General features: G+C 65.0%; 11 protein-coding genes. 1 reads left to right on the forward strand and 10 read right to left on the reverse strand.

Annotated elements, in window-relative coordinates; translation table 11 throughout:
- Positions 1-53: 53 nt before the first annotated feature.
- Positions 54-962, forward strand: coding sequence for an FkbM family methyltransferase (locus tag QM712_RS01750; RefSeq protein ID WP_415021295.1), 909 nt, complete (start codon positions 54-56; stop codon positions 960-962).
- Here QM712_RS01750 and QM712_RS01755 read toward each other — a convergent pair.
- The 10 genes from QM712_RS01755 to QM712_RS01800 all read right to left on the reverse strand — a co-directional run bounded on the left by QM712_RS01755 (position 959) and on the right by QM712_RS01800 (position 15,724).
- The gene (locus tag QM712_RS01755; protein ID WP_415021296.1) at positions 959-2,893 is read right to left on the reverse strand and encodes an SPRY domain-containing protein; all 1,935 of its coding nucleotides are present in this window, start codon (positions 2,891-2,893) and stop codon (positions 959-961) included. The two genes, QM712_RS01750 and QM712_RS01755, sit on opposite strands and share 4 nt — an antisense overlap.
- Positions 2,893-3,138, reverse strand: coding sequence for a spike base protein, RCAP_Rcc01079 family (locus QM712_RS01760; RefSeq protein ID WP_415021297.1), 246 nt, complete (start codon positions 3,136-3,138; stop codon positions 2,893-2,895). Before QM712_RS01760 ends, QM712_RS01755 begins: the two co-directional genes overlap by 1 nt.
- 47 nt (positions 3,139-3,185) lie before the next feature.
- On the reverse strand, positions 3,186-5,615 hold the full coding sequence (locus QM712_RS01765) for a hypothetical protein (RefSeq protein WP_415021298.1): 2,430 nt from the start codon (positions 5,613-5,615) through the stop codon (positions 3,186-3,188).
- On the reverse strand, positions 5,612-7,978 hold the full coding sequence (locus QM712_RS01770; protein ID WP_415021299.1) for a hypothetical protein: 2,367 nt from the start codon (positions 7,976-7,978) through the stop codon (positions 5,612-5,614). The genes QM712_RS01765 and QM712_RS01770 overlap by 4 nt, the downstream gene beginning before the upstream one ends.
- Positions 7,975-10,680, reverse strand: coding sequence for a transglycosylase SLT domain-containing protein (locus tag QM712_RS01775; protein WP_415021300.1), 2,706 nt, complete (start codon positions 10,678-10,680; stop codon positions 7,975-7,977). Before QM712_RS01775 ends, QM712_RS01770 begins: the two co-directional genes overlap by 4 nt.
- On the reverse strand, positions 10,680-11,318 hold the full coding sequence (locus QM712_RS01780; protein WP_415021301.1) for a hypothetical protein: 639 nt from the start codon (positions 11,316-11,318) through the stop codon (positions 10,680-10,682). The genes QM712_RS01775 and QM712_RS01780 overlap by 1 nt, the downstream gene beginning before the upstream one ends.
- 5 nt (positions 11,319-11,323) lie before the next feature.
- On the reverse strand, positions 11,324-13,552 hold the full coding sequence (locus tag QM712_RS01785) for a hypothetical protein (RefSeq protein ID WP_415021302.1): 2,229 nt from the start codon (positions 13,550-13,552) through the stop codon (positions 11,324-11,326).
- 3 nt (positions 13,553-13,555) lie between these two features.
- Positions 13,556-14,194, reverse strand: coding sequence for a hypothetical protein (locus QM712_RS01790; protein ID WP_415021303.1), 639 nt, complete (start codon positions 14,192-14,194; stop codon positions 13,556-13,558).
- A 56-nt stretch (positions 14,195-14,250) separates the two neighbouring features.
- Positions 14,251-14,751, reverse strand: coding sequence for a hypothetical protein (locus QM712_RS01795; protein ID WP_415021304.1), 501 nt, complete (start codon positions 14,749-14,751; stop codon positions 14,251-14,253).
- A 64-nt stretch (positions 14,752-14,815) separates the two neighbouring features.
- The gene (locus QM712_RS01800; RefSeq protein ID WP_415021305.1) at positions 14,816-15,724 is read right to left on the reverse strand and encodes a phage capsid protein; all 909 of its coding nucleotides are present in this window, start codon (positions 15,722-15,724) and stop codon (positions 14,816-14,818) included.
- Positions 15,725-15,882: the final 158 nt, after the last annotated feature.

A 15,882-nucleotide genomic window follows, 5' to 3' on the forward strand; every position in this document is an offset into this window, starting at 1 on the left:
GCAACCGGGAGTTTTGCCAATTAGCGTCGCCCACTTTGAGGTAGGAGGCTTTGATGGAATATTTTTTGAAGCGTCTGCTACTCGGGTCGCTGCGGCTTTATTTTCAGCATTTTCCGCTTCAAGCCGGCAAGGTGTATGTCTGGAATAAGATCCAGAGCCAGCGCCTGTCATTTCTGATGAACGCTGACCTGCCCGCGAGACTGAAAACCGGCGCGATCGTCGAAGGAAGTCTCCGCGACGTCATCCACCGCCAGGTGTTCTTCTTCGGGGTGTGGGAACGCGATGTTACGGCGTTCTATCGAGCTGCGCTCCGGCCCGGTGACATCGTGATCGACATAGGCGCCCATATCGGGACACACACGTTGCTTGCCTCCCACCTGGTCGGCCCCGGCTCCGTTCACGCGATCGAAGCGTCATCGGGCACCTTCCTGAGGCTCAAGAAGAACCTAGAGGCCAACCAGGCGCGAAACGTCACGGCGTACAACGTTGCCGTGCTCGACCGCACCGAGAGCGTTCCGATGTACGCGCACACGGCCAGCACGGGGCGTTCGACGACCATCAAGGTCGACGATGCCGCCTTCATCCCGGACGGGATCGCCGAGGGGAAACCGCTCATCGATCTCCTGCCGCAGAACGTTCTCAGCGCGGCCAGCCTCATCAAGATCGACGTCGAAGGAAGCGAATGGCTGGTCATCAAGGGCATGCTGGGCGCCATGCCGCTGCTGCGACATGACGTTGTCATCATCGTCGAAATCACGTCGATCACGCTGGCGGATTTCGGAGTGTCGCCCGCCGATTTTCTGGCACCGTTCGAACAGGCAGGCTTCACGCCATGGGTCTTGTTGAACGACTACGATCCATTCCACCGCGACGGCCGGTTGCACCCGATGCTCTGGAAGGGATGCCCGGAGTGCCAGCTCGCCTTCGTCAGAGGCCGGCCGGATCTGACCGGAGCAGCCTAACTGAAATTGGCAAAACCTTGCGGCGGCCCGAAGAGATAGGGTGTTTTGAACGCCGATATTGATCCGTTGTTGGCACCGCTCACGACGGCAGGGAACAGCGCTCCGCTGATATTCGAGATCGAGATCCCGCCCGTGCCGGTTGCGGGGTTCTGGCTCGCCAGCGTTCCGCCATTCCACCCGTTACCGTTCTTCCTAAACCAGACTTTGTTGGTGGTCCGGTTCATGGCAACGCCGATCACGTCGCCGACAGCGTAGGAGCCGATCGACGCCACGGCGGCTCCGTTGAGATACACGTCGCCGCCCGGGTAATAACCGATCGAATTGTTCGTTTGACCGATATAGTTTCCGGCCAGCTCGGAGGCATTCATCAGGCCGACACCGCTCTGGTTTGCGGTATCCGCGAGAATGGTGGCTGAAAAATACCACAGCCCGGACGACTTCGACGCCAGCGCGCGTGTCCAACCACCGGGGGCGACTGCGACCTCCACCGTGTTGCCGTCGGACAACGTGAGGTTCGCGCTGGTGTGCGCCGGGTCGAACGAAGTCGAAGGCGGGAGGATCGTAGCAAAGCCAGCCGGCCGGCTCAGAACCTTTCCCGCATCGTTCAGGATGAAGCCCTTATTCGTCGAGATCGGGGTCGTGTAATTCGGCGCCAACTCCGCCGTCTTCAGCCTAGCCTGGCTTGTGCCGCCTAGAACAGCGAGCGGGAAGCCGAGGCCATGCCCCGAGCTGACCAGAGACTTCGACAGCACCACGGCCGCCGAGCTCCATGACCCATCGGACGCCTTGCGCGTCATCTTCATCAGGTTGCCGATGTCGTCCGTCGAGTTGTTGGGCTGCCCGACGCCGACAGATGCGTCGGGGAAATAGACGTCGAGATCTCCGCTGTCGTTTATGACGACCGCTGCCTCGACCGAACCCGCGTAAAGGCTCGCGGGATAGGTGTAGATCGTCACCGGCGCTGCGAAAACGCCAGAACTGCTCTTGATGTACTTCAAGGTCGGGGGCGACGTCGCCCCATCCGCATAGACGATGTGCAGATTGCCGGAGCTGTCGATAGCGAAGGTGCCGCCGCTGATGTTGGTCGAGTTCACCACGCGGAAGTTGCTGTTGAGTACCGACAGGCTGCCGGGGCGGCCCCCCGATAGGATCGAGGCGCTGTTGCTCAGATTGCGTATCGTGCCCGTCGTCTCATCAAGTATCGCGTGGTAAAGCGCAGAGATATCCGCGCCGACGGTCGGGCCGTAGTTGAACAGCATGTGGATGTCGGTGCCGTTCTGAACGAAGAAGCTGTTCGGCAGCCACCCGTCGATCCCGGCAGTGGCACTGTCGAACAAAATCGAACCGGCATCCCACGTGATATAGCCGTTTGAAGGCGTTCCGGTGTAGAGCTTGATCGACTCCTGATAGCCGAGCCCCGCGCCATAGTCGTTCGCGAAAACGTAGGCTTTTGAGTTTCCCCAAAGCGCGTTTACGAAAGTCGCATTGTTGCCAAGCGGCGGCAACTGCACCCACGCCGTCGGATCGTTCGGGTTGAGCGTCGCCGCAATCTTGATGGAGACATTGGAGTGCGGGCCGTACAGCGCATACACGTAGCCAGCGCTGTCCTGAAACGTGAGGGGCATGCCGTGAGGGTCGGTCGCATCGAGCGTGTTCTCGGTGCCCACGACGTAGTTGCCCAACCATTGTTTGGTCGTCTGGTTGAACGTCGCGCAATAGGGCCGCCGATACTGGCTGCCGTTCACGACGTCATAAGTCTCCCAAAAATGCCAATCGGTGTTGGTGCTCGGCACATGAAGCGAGCTGTAGCCGAACGACACGGATGCCCAAGGCTGGGAAGCGCCATTGGTGATAAACGGCAACTGCGGCGCGCTGCCGATCGCCTTACCGAGGATAGCCACGGTCGGGACGTCGAGGCTGATCCCGATCATCAGGTGAACGCGACGATATCGGCAGCCGTGGTGGCGGCCTTCACCTTGCTCGGCCGCACGGGCAACAGCTGTCCCGAGGCAACGTTCTTCACGACGATGTCGCCTGAGGGGAAGCTCAGCGTGAGATTGCCGCCGGTCCCGACCCAGAGCGCCCGGACCCCGCTGAGCACGGTGCTGTCGCTTGGCGTCACGACAACCGCGTCAAAGGCAGAGGCTAGAGTGGCGATTTCCCGTTCGATGCCCATGATCGGCTCCCTTGTCCGGAACCGACCCTATGAGCGCCCGCCGAGCGTCAACCGCCCCCGAACGCCGCGCCGAGGTTCGGCGCCCGCTCCGGCGCCGTCTCGCCCTGCCCCCACCAATAGCCCTGCCCGTACTCCTTCTGCGCCCGCTGGGCGCGGCGCGCGAAGCTCTGCGAATAGGTCGGGTCGATCGCACGGTGCAGCTGGTCGAAGATCAGCCGATCGGTCGCGAGCCGCGAGAACCACAGGTTCGAGCCGGGCGTGAGGTGCTTGACCAGCTCGATGCCCTGCCCGATCGCGCCCGGCTGGCCCTTGACGGCCGCGGCGCCGAACCGGCCGGCATCGTCGATGAAGCCGCCGATCGGCCCGGAGAACTTGCCGATGATGCTGCGATCGGCCGCCTGCGAGACGCCGCCGACCAGGTCGCCGAAATACCCGGCGCCGCCGCCCTGGATCGCGGCCTGCCCCCAGAACTTCACATGGTGCATGTCGATGGGGTCGCGCCCCATCAGGATCTGGCGCGCCTGGATGATCGCCGCGCCGGCGAGCAGATGCAGGCCGTAGAACAGCGCATTGTTCATGGCGCGGTTGCCGGCGACGCCGTCCCTGATCGCCAGCGCCGTCATGTGGGTCGCGATCATCGTCATCGAGAACGACTGGAACATCGTCGCGGTGCGCGCGACTTCACCCATGAAGGTGCCGGCCTGCGCGCCTTGCGTGGTGACGTTGCGGATCCGCGCATCCGGCTCGAGCACCGCCAGTGCCCGTTCCTGCAGCACGCCCTCGTACAGCTTGCGCACGGTCTCGTCGGAGGCCGCCATCGAGCTGTCGAAGAACTTGGCGCCGTGGAAATCGAACTGCGGCAGTTGCCGCAGCTTGTCCCATTCGCCCGCCGAGATGCCGTAACGCTCCAGGAACGCCTTGAACGGCCCATCGAGATCGGCGAGCCCCCGATCGGAGTTGCGGGCGATGTAGCCCAGCATCTCCATCGTGAACGCCTTTTTGATCCCCTCCGTCCAGGCATTGAGGCCGGAGGACCGGATCACGAAGTCCGAAACCTTCTTCACCAGCTCGGGCGTGAACATCTGGTCGGCATAGCGGAAGGTCGATACCGCGTGATCGCTCATCGCATGGCCCGTCACCAGCAGCCGCGCGGCGTCCTCCTGCATCTTGGGGTTTTCGGCCAAGATGGTCTCGATCGCGCGCGAGAGCACCTTGCCGCCGTCCATGCCGTTGTAGCGGGCGGCCAGCAGCGCCGTGACGCTGTCGCCGATCGAGGCCGACACCGTCGCCGAGCCGAGCGACGAGGCCGCCATCAGCGAGCGCGCCGAACCGAGCACGCCGCCCCACATCGCGTTTTCGACGCCGTTGGCGCGGCCGGACAGCACGCTGTAGGTGCGGTCGATCGACTTGCCGCTCTCGAGCCCGAGCATGCGCGCCGGCCGCAGCTTCGCCGAGCCCGGCCGCCCGAGCTTCTCCCAGGCGCGCGCGTTCTTCCCCAGCATCGCCGCGGTCACCGCATGCTGCGGCCCCAGCACGTCGACGAGCGCGCTCTCGCGGGCCATGGCGCCGAGATGGCCGATCAGGGTGGAGAAGATATCGGACCCGGAGCCGTACTTCTCCTGCAGCATCAGGAAGGCGTTGAGCCCGTCGGCGCCGTCCTGGAACTGGAAGGTGCGCATTTCCTTGGAGAACGCCGGCGCGGCGCCGGCCTCGGTGATGATGTCGCGCGCCGCCTTTTCGACCAGCACGGCGATGCGCGCCGGGTTGCTCGCGATCTCGAGGCGCTCCTTGTCGAAGATCTTGAGGCCGCCCGACTGGATCGCGTTGGCGACGTCGCGCCGGAATTCATCGCCCATGCCGAAGCGCCGGACCCTATCGGCCGACCAGAACTGCGGCAGGCGCCAGTTCTCGGCCTCCTCGAAGATCTTGCCGGCGGACTGGACGAATTTGACGCCCCATTCGGTCGCGTCCTTCCAGCCGGCCGCGGCCGCCTTGGCCACGACATCGCCGCTGTCGACGTTGAAGAGCTCGGCGACCAGGTTGCGCGCGCCCGCCGTGTTCTGCTTCAGCCCGGCAAGCTGGGACTTGTATGCCTCGAAGCCGGCATTGAACTTGGAGAACAGGATCTCGCGCAGCGTCTGCGCGCGGGTGTCGACGTTCTGCGTTCCCGTCCGGTAGATGTCGCGCGTCAGCACCGCCATGCCGCCGGCGGCCGGCCCCCAGGGATGCGCCTGGGCCACCTGCTCGGCCGAGGTCTGCCGCTTCACCTGCAGCGCGACGGAATTCTTCTGCTGCCGCGACGTCGCCATCATCTGCCGCGCCGCCTGCAGCGCGGCCGCGGCGTCGGCCTTCGCCGCCGGCATGTCGAGCGAGAACTTGTTCTGGTAGCGCCGCCACAGCGCGTCGGCCGCGTCCGCCTGCGCGCGCGTGATCTTGCCCTGCTTCTGCAGCTTGACCAGACAATCCTTGACGCTCATTCAGCCGCCTCCAAACCAACGACGCAGGCCTCGATCTCCTTGCCCGCCCGCTCGAATTCGTCGAGCTCCTTGATGACGTCCGAGAGCTTTTGCGTGGTGAACTGATACGATCCGTCCGGCATGCGCACCTGCGTCGCGAACTCGGCATCCGGGTTGGCCTCGACGTAATGGTCGAGATCATGGATCGTATTGGCCGCCGTCACCGGATCCGCCTCGAGCGCAGCAGTCTGCTCGGGTGAGAGATCCTGCGTCGGCAACCGCTTACGCGTCGGCTGGAAGTATCCGTCAGGCAGGTGCTCGCCCACGAGCTCGTCAACCTGATGCGTCGTCTGCCGTGCACCATTGGCGATGCGAGCCGCCTCCTCGCGATCGACAAAGCGTCCTGAACTGGTCAAGAAGCCGCTGTCCTGCGGCTTCGTCGCAGAGATTACCTCCCCAAAGTCTCGACCTGTCGCGGAAGCCGCAGCCTCGTAAGCGTCGGAATGCAGCGCCCCTTCGAAGACATGCCCGTCGTACCGGATCGCGGCGCTGGTGATCGTCTCTTGACCATCGGTCGCGCCCAGCGCCGCCTTCTCCTCCGGCGACGCCGCCTCGAGGCGCGCATCCCAATAGCTGGCCGCGTCGTCGGTCTCGGCCGGCATCCGCTCGAAATGCTCGACGTCGGGCACCTGGTCGAACGTCTCCGGCCGCAGGTGCTTCTCGCCGGCAAGGGCAAACTCCTCCGGCGTCTGCGACTTGGCCGCTGACGCATAATCAGCCGCCCGCGCCTCGGCAATCGTGAGCGGCTTTCCGTTTTTGTGCGTGATCGCGACATGCTTGTCGTCGAAGACAACATAGTTCCGCGAACCAGCGCCCGCATCCCTCGAACCAGCGTCGAAGTATTTCACGCCCGGGATGCCGGCTTCCGACAGCACACGCGCGACGGCAGCCTCACGCTCAATGGTTTCATTCAACTCCTTCGGACCGGCGCGGTAGCCGATCCGGCGCATCATGTTTTGGACGTCGTGCCCCCACTTCTCGGCCGTGCCAGCGACGCCGGGATCGGAGTGACCGAGCAACGCATTACGCACGAATTCGCTTTGTTCGGAGAGGGGTTTATCGAGATCGAGGAAATTATCCCGATTGGCGTTGATCTTGACTTTGTAGAGATTGCCGAATTGACCGGCTTCCAGACGCGAGAGCGTCGCCTGTTCTGCTGCGGTCGGCTCGTAACTCCCACCGACGCTCTCCGCTAAGCGCCGACGGCCTTCGATATCTGACTTAAACGCCGCGTGCGCCTTCTCCCAGTTGCCACCGCTTTGCTCCACGAGATCAGCAACGAGCTGATCGCGCTCCGCCAAGCTTCGCTGATATCCGCGAGCCACATCTTCATTCTCGGCAAAATACAGCCCTCGACCATAGGCTTGGTTGCCTTCGCCGGTACCGATCTTCGAAACATCAAATCGGTCGAAGTCGTGCGGAGAGCCGTGCCAAGCCTCGAAAAATTCATCCCCTGCCTTGACGGGGCGCCCATCAATAGCCGCACGGACAGATGAAACGACCGCGTCCCGATGAGCTGCGTCGGCCGCAGCACCGGGGAACGGGTTGGAGAGGTTGAGCTGACCTTCCGAGGCCGCCGCGTTCACCTCATCGCGCACAGTCACGGGCAGCGGCCTGGCGCCCGTTCCTATCAGCTTCTGCAGACCGCCAAGGCCGGCACCAAAGGCACCGCCGAACAGAACGGCCGAGGCAATCTCGCTCGGCGCTTCCTTCCGCAGCGACCCCGGCGCCGCCCGCTCCCGCGATGGTCCGCCGGCGCCGACGATCGCGGCTTCCGTTCCGCCGCCGATCAGCGCGAACTCCAGCGCTCGCAGCGCGATGCCGGCCTGTCCTGCGCCGCCAAGTGGCAGCGTGGCAATCGCGATTGGGTCCGAGACCCCGGCGGCGAGCGTGCCGGTGATGGTGCCCATCGTGCCGCCCCACGTCGTCTCACGCCGTCCAAAAGCGGCTGCGTCGTCATGAGCACGCCGCATGCGCGTCAGCGCCATGCTGTCGATGTCGCCTTCCGACAGTGGCCGATAGCTCGGCTCCGGCTGGTTCGGATCCTGCGGCAGTTTTGCAATGGCGTCGTTGAGCTCGTCGAGCGAGACGTTTCCGCCCATTCCGTAGAGCGGAAGCTGGATGCCGGTCCTGGCCTTGACGTTGTCATAGAAGGACGCCAGCGCGTGATCGCGCGCATTGGCGTAGTTGACCGAGGAATTCCACTCGGTCATGACCCGGGTCGAAACGTCGAACGCCTCGAGAAACTCGGCCGGCAGATCGTGCGCCAGATTGGATTGCGCATTCTGCAGGGCCGGCTGGGGATCGAAAAGATCCAGGCTCACGGCAGTGCTCCGGACAGTGCCAGCGGATCAGGCGCGATGACGGGCATGGGCTTACGTCCGCGCAGATCCAGCACGAATGGCTTGCCGGCCAGGGCAGCATATTGCGGATTGCCATCGTCCCGGTTGACCTGGACGAGATAGCGGCCGTCGGCGACCGCCTGAAGCTTTGCATTCGACCTCAGAAATGCCGCGTCGATCGCCTTGCCGGACGTCGTCTGCACGCCGCTGAGATCGGCATCCGTGATCCCCCACATCACCCCATCGAACAGTGCCTGGCTCATCCCGCGCGCCGGCGCAATCACCGGCGCGCTGTTATGCGTCAGCACGCCGCCGGTGACGTCCGTGACAGCCTGTTGCAGCCTCGAGGTGTTGAGATTTCCGCTGGTGTCCTTGGCCTGCGCCGAGAGGAACGCATAGCGCGCATCGATCGCATCCTGCATCGACGCGTAGGAGCCGCGCGGGTCCGTGCGCGACGCGACATTGAAGGCCGCCGCCGGCAGGTACGACGCGCGGGAGCTGTCATAGGTCTGCCGGTTGGTACCGACAGGCACATACTTCTCGTCCGTCTTCTGGGCGTCGACCCCCTGCAGGATGGAGCTCGCCACCTCCGGCGCCTGGCCGTAGAGGCCGGCGGCCATGGTGATCGCCGGCCGGTCGCTCTTCGCGCTCGAGCCCGACACCACTTGCGGGAGTGCCGCCGCAAACGTCTGCGCCGAGAGGCCCCGCGCGAGCTGGCCGATGATGGCGGCCCGGTCCTGCGGTGTCGCGTCGGCATAGCGCTGGTGAAATCCTTCGGCCTCTTGCACGGTGAAGGGCGAACCGGATCCGCCGTAGACCCGATGTGCGATCTGGGCCTGCGCATCTCGGTTCTTCAGCGCGCCGATGAATTCGTCGCCGAGTTCGCCGGCAGGGTCGATCGGCTGCAGCGCATAGTACCGACCGCCATTCTGGCCGCCCAGTGTCACGGGCTCGCTGTCGCGCCGCTTGGTCTGATCGTCCCGCACAGCCTTGAAGGCATTGAGCATATTGAGGCCGGTCTGCGTCGCATTCGCGCCAGGCGAAGAGAGTTCGGCCTCCATCTGCTTGATTCCGGCGTCGAGGAGCGTGGGCGGCGTCGACCATGCCTGACGGACGAACGGCTGGGCTTTCTCGGCGTAATCGAGATCCCGCAGGCGGCCTGCGGCAGCAGCATCACCTTTCGAGGCCGCTGCGGTCTGGACGGCCCGGTAGTCCGCGATCCGCTGCGGATCTACCTCGAAGCCGGCCTTGACGAGCGTCGGGATCGGATCGCTGCTGTCAGCCGCGCCGGCCTGCACCGAGAGCAGATGCTTTTCTCGCGCATCCTGCTGCTGCAGGACAGCACCAACCGCGGCAGTGGCCTGCAGCGTCGCCGAGGGCGACGAGAACCGCACATCCATCGGCGCGTTGAAGCGGCCGTAGAGCTTCCCGAGATAGTCCCGGGTCTCCTTGATGTCGACGACGGAGGCCAGCTGGCCAGGCGAGAAGCCGGTCCCGAACTGTTCCTCGGCCTTGGCCTTCCATGCGTCGGCCCGCCCGGGACCGGCATTGTACGCAGCAGCAGCCAGTGCCACATTGCCGTCGTACCGCGTCACCATCTGCTGCCAGTAGGCGCGCCCGAGCTGCAGGTTCAACGGCTGGTCGGAGAGAAGCCGCTTCTTCAGATCATCGTCGGAGAGCGCCGCGATGTCCTTGCGGCCGAGCGCCGTCGCCACTTCGCGCGCGGTTGCTGGCATGATCTGAGAAATACCGAGCGCGCCCTTCGGCGACACCACCGAGTTGTCGCCACCGCTCTCGATCGAGACGATGCCATTGTCGAAAATCTTCTGGGCATGATCCGGAGCAACGACGCGCCCCACTGTAAGCGAGGCGGCCTCAGGATGGAACGCTGCGGCCTGCACCACTGTCTGTTGGCTTAGGCTATCGATCCGCCCTTGCGCGGCAATCTTCAGGCTTTCGCGCCGCACGGGATCGAGCGAAGCAAAAACGCCCGGTGTATCGAGTGCCTTGATCGCTTGCGCCGGATTGCTCTGCACCAGTGCCATCGCATCGGCCTGGTCGAGCTGGCCCGAGAACGTCTTGAAGCGAGAGGTTGCCGTCTGCGCGTCAATCCAGCCTGCAGCATGTAGCCGCTCCAGATCCGCGCTGACGCGGTCGATCGCGGCGCCTCGCTCCTGCGGCGACTTTGCCGTCACCGCCTCGTTGAGCGAGGCCTGCATCAGCGTGTCGTTGGCCGCAATGTTGATATCGCTTTCGCGCTTCACCTGCGCCGTGCGGACGTCATTCCCGCCCGAGATGATCTGGCGCTCCATCTCCAGCGAGGCCCGCGCACGGATCGCGGGGTCACTGATGCCGGCGAGAGCGTCACGCTTCACCGAAACAGCATTCTCGCGGTAGGACGCCTCGGCGCCCTGATAGTCCTGGCTCTCGGTAAATTTCTGCCGAAGCTGGGCGTTCTTCGTCAGGAACGTTTCCATCCCTTGCGACGCTGCGGTCTGCTGCTGCCCCTGCTGCATCTTCTCGGCGACAGCCGAGAGCTCCTGCCCGAGGCTGGACAGCGCCCTGTCAGCCGCGCCGAGATCCGGTGCTGCAGGGATGGCCGGCAAGGGAATGCCGCGCACGCCTGGCGACGGTCCATCGCCGAGAGCCGCGCGCTGCTGATATTCGACCGGACCGTTTGCCATCACTGCCCCGAGATGCCAGCGATCGGGTTGAAGCCGAAACTGGTCAGGTTGAGTTGCGGCATGCTGAAGCCGCCCTTGCCGAGCGAGCCCGCCGCCGAGAGGAACGCCGAGCCGGCCCCGAGAATTCCGGCCATCATGTCCGACGAGGATTTTGCCATCGCGCCCGCCTGGCCGATCATGGCGGTCAGCGCCGAGCTCTCGGCACCGGCGGCCTGGCCGCGCAGGCTCGCCTCGGTCGTCTTGGCGTTGGCCGCGTCGATCGAGAATTGCGCCTTCGTCAGATCCATGTCGGTCGCGATGCGGCCTGCGGTCACGGCCTGGACGACGAGCGGCGAACCGAAGGTCGGATCGAGGTTGTTTCCGGCGAAATAGGAACGCTGCGAGGCCAGCGTAGTCCGGCCGATTTCGGCGATCTTGCCGAGCGCCGCGCGCTCCTTCGAAGCGGCGAAGTCGACGCCCATGCCGGCGATGTCGGCCTGGGTGTTGAGAATTCCGGCATTTGTTTTGGCGGTGTCGGCCTGCACGCCGTAGGCCTGCGCCTGCATCTTGTCGATCGTCGAGGACGAGGATCCGGACAGAAGCTTGCCGATGGCGTTGACGCCGGCGCTGGCGACCGTGGCGAGGGTGAAAGGATCCATGGCCTTCAGGTCTCCACGACTTCGATCTTGGGCGAGAGCGCGAGCACCGTGCACGGCATCGCGTCGTCGCACTCGAATTCGAGCTGGGCTTCGCTCGACCAGGCGCCCTCTACCGTGAGTTTGTGCTCGCCCGAAAACAGCGGCGGCAGGCCACCATAATTGTTGGCGCCGGTCTGGATCAGCGGCTCCCAGAGCTCCGGGTTATCCTCTTCCTTGCTGTAGACGCGAACACGCCCGCCGCCGGTATAGAGGACGCGCACCAGCGCCTCGTGCACCGTCTTCTGGTCGCCCATGGTGCCGCCGGTCTGCGTATTGAAGTTCCGCGGCAGGTCGCGGATATAGCCCCGCACCGGAAGGCCGACGAGAACATCGTTCGACGGTCGATCGAGCGTGATCTTCCCGCCGGCCACGACCTTGACGTTCTGCATGGCGCCGTCGGCGAACACACCGACAGTCTGCCCTTCCAGATGAGCGAGCTGCGTGATTGCCGTCAGGCCGACGCCGGTAATCCGCAGGGCACAGTCGAGGAACCACGCGCCCGCGGCGGTCGGCGCCGACAGATCCTGCGGCTCCTGGAAATATTCCGCCATTTGCTCGACGTAGCGCCGGGTCTCGCCGTTGATGGTCCGTCGCACGATCAGATAGATCTCGTCGGTGCCCGACGACACCGAGGGGATGCAGCACATGTCCTCGACGAAGGCATTGACGCGCGGATGCCGGCAGAACGCGGCGACCTGCTGTTCCGGCATGAACGTGAGCGAAGCGATCGAGCCGTCGGCGAACCACATCCAATAGACACGGAACGGGTCGCGCTGCCAGCAGCCGCCGACCATGCCGGGCGCGAAGATGTGTTCGGCCATCACCGACAGCTCCTGGCTGTTGAGCTGCTGTGACTGGCTGGTCGGGTCGATCTTGGTGTAGTGCAGCCTCTTCTGCGTTCGGCCGAGAAACATCACGCCGCCGTCGATCGCGCTCGCGATTTGCGGCGCCGACCCATCCGATCCCATCGCGAACGGCCGCGCCGCCTTCGGCGTCAGCGCGTCGAACGCGGACGGGCCGCGCACCACCCATTCGATATCGCTCGTACCGAGCAGGAGAATGCCGGACGACGGGAGCGCCCACTTGATCTCGACCAGCGATCCATCCGGCGGGATCACGCGCCCCGCCATCGCATCGGTGTCGTCGGCGACGCCCAGATCGAAGTTCTGCGCATCGTCATTGGCGGTGAGCCAATAGATGTTGCCGCGGTACCAGCCGAGCCGGGGGTAGTTGTACGCGACCAGCTCCGGATAGCCCTTGCCGGCCGTCCATGCCGGCGCCGACCAGCGATAGGTCGCTCCCGACACCACGGTCGCCGGAAGCTGGCTCAGAACGGTCCCCGTCGCAACGTTGGGATTGGTCACGCCCGTGATACGAACATAGCCGTAGCCCGGATGAAGGAAGCGCCATGTCTGCTTGCCCTGTCCAGCCGACACGTCGCCGCTGCTGTGAACCGGCGCGTTCGGTCCCGCATCAGCCCCGGAGACCATGGCCTGGTAGACGTTGCCGTTCCATCGCCGCTGCGAATTGACCGCAATCGCCGTCTCCGTCGCCAGCCATTCGGGCGTGAGCGACAGGTCGCGATCGTCGAGCCTCATGACGCCGCCGATCATATCCGCGGCGAACGGCCCATTAACACCCGATAGCGAGACGTCGCCGGTCACGGCGTTCGCCTGCACCGTGATCGTCGTGTCGACGTTCTGCGTATCGACCGGCCCCGAGGCCGGCGCATAGTCGGCGCAAGCCCAACTCAGCACGTCGCTGCGCGTGATCACCTGCGGCTTCTTCGCCGTTCCCGAGGCAACATAGATCGAGTTACCGGCCTGCCCTGCGCGCAGGGCCGCGAGATCCGCCTCCACCCACGGCACCGACATCTCGTACGGCGTCGTATTCGGGTTTTGAAGGAAACCGCCCTGGCGCACGAAGCGCGACGCGCCACCGTTGATCACCAGCGCGTAATAGTCGGTCGTGGTGCGCCGGAACGGGATCAGCTTGCCCTTCTGCGACGGATCCTTGAGCTCGAGCACGAAACGCGTGCCCGGCGCACGCGTGGCGCCGCCGCCCTTCATGACGATGAAGTTTTCCATCTTCTCGACCGCGATCTGATACTTTGCCAGATCCGAGCGGCCGGCGAGCTGCACGCCCAGCTCACCGCCGGCGAAGGTGACGCGGTCGACTTTCGAGGCGACGGTCATGGCTCACCAGAGCCTGCGGCCGGAGAAGCCGCGCCCCCGGCGCGTCGCCTCCCAGGACGTCTCGGGGCGGCGATGCTGACGACGCTCCCTGGCATCGACGGTGGCCGCCTCGGAGACTTCCCTCTCAGCCTGCGCGCGCATCGCCTCACCGAGCTCGCGCGATCGACCGAGGCTTTCAGCGAGGTCGCCGGCCAGCATGAAACCGAAGCCTCGAAGGAACAGGCTGTCCCACAGGCGCGGCTTGGTCACGTCCTTGGTGTAGCAGACGACGGGATCGCTGATGTTGGTGACCAGGATCATCACCTCGACCGAAACGCCGCTCACAGATGCGGCGCCGCTTTCGACGTCCCATTCCCGACGATTGTCCCCCTTGATGAAGCGCACCTTCAGGCAATCGGGAGGCAGGGCGAAGCGCCTCTTGAGGTGCCCCAGCGACGGCACCGGATCCTGCGCCGGCTGCACCCAGCCGGTTGCGAAGTTCCATTCCTTGAGCCGCAGTGTCGCCTGGCGCGCGGAGGGGAAGAATTGCCGGACCTTGCGCGCGCGCGTGGTGGCATCCGACATCGCCGCGATCTCCGGCTGCCCGAGATGGCCCAGCGCGAGGTTCGCCGCATACTCCTCGGTGCCGATAGCAGCCGTCATTGTCGCTCCATCACCGGGAGGAGAGCCGCGCGGTTGCCCGCGCGGCGGCAGAAGGTTCAGACGCCCTTGGCGTAGGACAGTTCGAGCCAGACATCGCCGGCGGCCGATGCGTCCGCCGCGGTCGTCAGCACCAGGTCGAGCTCGCCGCCGGGATCGGCGGACAGACCGGCCAGCTGCCAGACGAACTTGTCCATATTGGCCGGGGTGGCGATGCCGGAGTTCGCGGCCGCGGCCATCGTCACCGACGTCGCCGACGCCAGCGTCTGGCCGCTGAACAGCGCGGTATCGAGGATCTTGGCGCCGCCGTTCGGATAGTAGAAGCCGAGCTTGGCGGAGCTGACGCCCGTGATGGCGGTGCACCAGAGCGTTGCGCCGGGATTGATCTTGGCGTTGCTCGGCAGCGATCCGAGATAGTAGAGCGATCCCGAATTGTCGCCGTTGGCGATCGATGCGCGCGACTTGATGACGCGAAGCTCGGCGCCGCGGCTGATCGCGTCGATCGCCTTCAGCGAGGTCGGATCGCGATAGCCCGTGCCGTATTTGGTAACGACTGCCATTGTGGTCTCCTGGTGAACATCGAAAGGGGGAAGAGCGCCGGCGCGATGCCGGCGCCCGAGCGCGTTACTTCTTGGTCAGGATCTTCACGACCTTGATGTCTTCCGAGCGGGAGGCGCCGAGCCACTCCTCCATCTGCGGATGCGGCCGCATCATCTTGTCCGGCCGCAGCGGCACGTTGACGGAGAGCGGATCGAACGGGCCCCAATGCATGCCGCTCTTGCAGAACAGCGCGGCCGTGTAGGTGCTGCCGTCGTAGTCCGCGAAGGCGGCCGAACCGTCGTTCGGCGGCAGGATCGTGATGTTGAGGATCCTCTGCTGCTCGTCCGGACTGTCGAGCGGCTTCCCGTTGCGATAGTCGTGGCTGATGTAGGTGAGATCGCGGAACAGCTCCTCGGTCTGCTGCGCATTGCCCGAGAAGAACAGTTCCTCGTCGCCGGTCTCGACCTGGCCAGCCTGCATGTAGCGCCGCGCGCGCAGAAGCTTGCGCACGTTCATGCCGGTCGCGGTGGTGTCGTCGGTCGAGCTGGCGCCGATGCCGACGGCGACGGTCTGACCGGACCAGGCCGATACGGTCGCGCCGTCCTGGCCGATCACGCGCGAACCGAACATTGCGGCAGCCAGGATAACATCTTTGCCCCGCACCATCGCAGCCGCGCCGGCCTGCACGAAGGGCGACTGGTAGTCGGTCAATGCCTTGATGGCATCTTCCTTCTCGATCAGCTTGCCCCAGGCGAGCTGCCGCGGGCGGATCCACACCGGCTCGATCGAATTGTCGATGTCGGGCGTGTCGGCCTTGCGGCCGAGGTCGACCACCGCCGTGGTCGATCCGATGAGTTCGAGCATGGTCATCTGGCGACCGGACAGCCCGGGCTGGTACGAATAGCCCATCTCGAGGCGCGATTTGCGCTGCTGGACAGCCAGCGCGACGTTCGCGGAATAGGTCAGTTTATGTGCGTCGGTAATCGGTCCCACGGGACGATCTCCTGTCGAAGCGGATGAACGGTTCGGGTTGCTTCGTCAGGGTGCGGCTCGAAACCGAGCGGGCCTGGCTATCGTTTAACGCCCGCGATCGGCGAAGCGGCTTTTGCTCAGGTCAGGCGGGCCTCTCGGCGGTCGGCTTCGAGGGTGCG

Origin of the sequence: Bradyrhizobium sp. (genome assembly GCF_047605465.1) — a bacterium.
GTDB lineage: Bacteria > Pseudomonadota > Alphaproteobacteria > Rhizobiales > Xanthobacteraceae > Bradyrhizobium.